Source organism: Lichenibacterium minor, assembly GCF_004137685.1.
Taxonomy (GTDB): domain Bacteria; phylum Pseudomonadota; class Alphaproteobacteria; order Rhizobiales; family Beijerinckiaceae; genus Lichenihabitans; species Lichenihabitans minor.
In genome coordinates, this window is record NZ_QYBB01000150.1 from 1 (window position 1) to 1,193 (window position 1,193).

A 1,193-nucleotide genomic window follows, 5' to 3' on the forward strand; every position below is an offset into this window, starting at 1 on the left:
GTGCGCGACGACCGGCCCTTCGGCGGTGGCGATCCCCCGGCGGCCGTGTTCCACTTCTCGCCCGACCGCCGGGGCGAACACCCGCAGGCGCATCTGGCGAACTGGACCGGGGTGCTGCAGGCCGACGCCTACGGGGGCTACGGCAGGCTGTACGGGGGCGAGCGCAAGCCCGCGCCGATCATCGAGGCCGCGTGTTGGGCCCACGCGCGGCGCAAGTTCTTCGAGCTGGCCGACATCGAAGGGGCAGCGCGCCAGAGGGCTCAGAAGAAGGTGGCGGTGATCGCCCCCCTGGCGCTCGAAGCCGTGCGGCGAATGGACGAGCTGTTCGCCATCGAGCGCGAGGCGAACGGCCGTTCCGCGTCCGAACGCCTGGCCGTGCGCAGCCTGCGCTCCGCCCCTATCGTGGCGGCCCTGGAAGACTGGATGCGCGCCGAGCGGGTCCGCCTGCCGGGCGCCGCCCCGGTGGCGAAGGCGATGAACTACATGCTCGATCGCTGGCCGTCCTTCGCCCACCTCCTCGACGACGGGCGCGTGTGCATGACGAACAACGCGGCGGAGCGGGCGCTGCGCGGCTTGGCTCTCGGCAGGAAGGCGTGGCTCTTCGCCGGCTCGAACCGCGGCGGCCAGCGCGCGGCGTTCTTCAACAGCCTGATCGTGACGGCCAAGCTGAACGACGTCGACCCACAGGCCTGGTTGGCCGACGTGCTCGGCCGTATCGCGTCCCACCCTGCCCAACGCCTCGCCGAGCTGCTGCCCTGGAACTGGCAGCCCATCCCGGCCGCATCGCCGAGTTTCGACGCCGCGGCCTGATCCAGGCATCCGCGTGCCGGCCTGCCAGCGGACTGGCCGCCTTCACGCCACGCGGAAAACCGCAAGCGCCGATCCCGCGTGCTTCGCCGCAGGGGTACGGACGGCCAGCGGTCGAGCATGTAGTTCATCGCCTTCGCCACCGGTGCGGCGCCCGGCAGGCGGGCCCGCTCGGAGCGTATCCAGCCCTCGAGAGCCGCCACGATGGGCACGGAGCGCTCGCGTCGCATCGCCAGCCGCTCGGCCGCAGGACGGCCGTTCACCTCGCGCTCGATGGCGAACAGCTCATCCATGCGCCGCACGGCTTCGGTAAGCGGTGCGCCGGGCCCACGTTGCGGATGGCTGGCTTTTAGAGCAGGGCTCGGCGGAGGCGGTTCGGCACGGCG

1 protein-coding gene and 1 pseudogene are annotated in these 1,193 nt (G+C 72.3%); one reads left to right on the forward strand and one right to left on the reverse strand.

The window, feature by feature from the left end; genetic code table 11:
- Nucleotides 1-810 (forward strand): IS66 family transposase (gene tnpC, locus D3273_RS29515; RefSeq protein WP_165359764.1); only part of this gene is annotated, 810 nt, incomplete at its 5' end.
- Nucleotides 811-914: 104 nt separating this feature from the next.
- On the opposite strand, the pseudogene D3273_RS29520 reads toward tnpC, so the two are convergent.
- A pseudogene (locus D3273_RS29520) lies at nucleotides 915-1,193 on the reverse strand (IS66 family transposase); the annotation flags it as partial.